This is a genomic window from Opacimonas viscosa, from assembly GCF_024199005.1.
In the GTDB taxonomy this organism is placed as follows: domain Bacteria; phylum Pseudomonadota; class Gammaproteobacteria; order Enterobacterales; family Alteromonadaceae; genus Opacimonas; species Opacimonas viscosa.
Map to the genome: position 1 here is coordinate 1 of NZ_JANATA010000329.1, position 236 is coordinate 236.

The 236-nt window shown below is 54.7% G+C and carries 1 pseudogene; it reads right to left on the bottom strand.

The features are described 5' to 3' along the window. Nucleotides 1–181, bottom strand: a pseudogene (locus NLF92_RS13800) (4-oxalomesaconate tautomerase); the annotation flags it as partial. Nucleotides 182–236: the final 55 nt, after the last annotated feature.

A 236-nucleotide genomic window follows, 5' to 3' on the forward strand; every position in this document is an offset into this window, starting at 1 on the left:
TAAATGCACCGGTAGGATGTTCAATCGTTAACGTTTGGCTTGAAGGCGTGTTGCTAACGGGTTTGCTAACATATTCGCTGGCCACAGTACCCGGCAGCACGCAGGCAGTAGCAACACTCACCGAGCCCAGTACGCCTATCGCTTCGTGTACCCGATGAGGAATGAACGTATGTGTATTCACAGCGCCGCCGTGCCTGGCCGGCGACAGGAGGCTCATTTTCGGCACCGTTTTATGG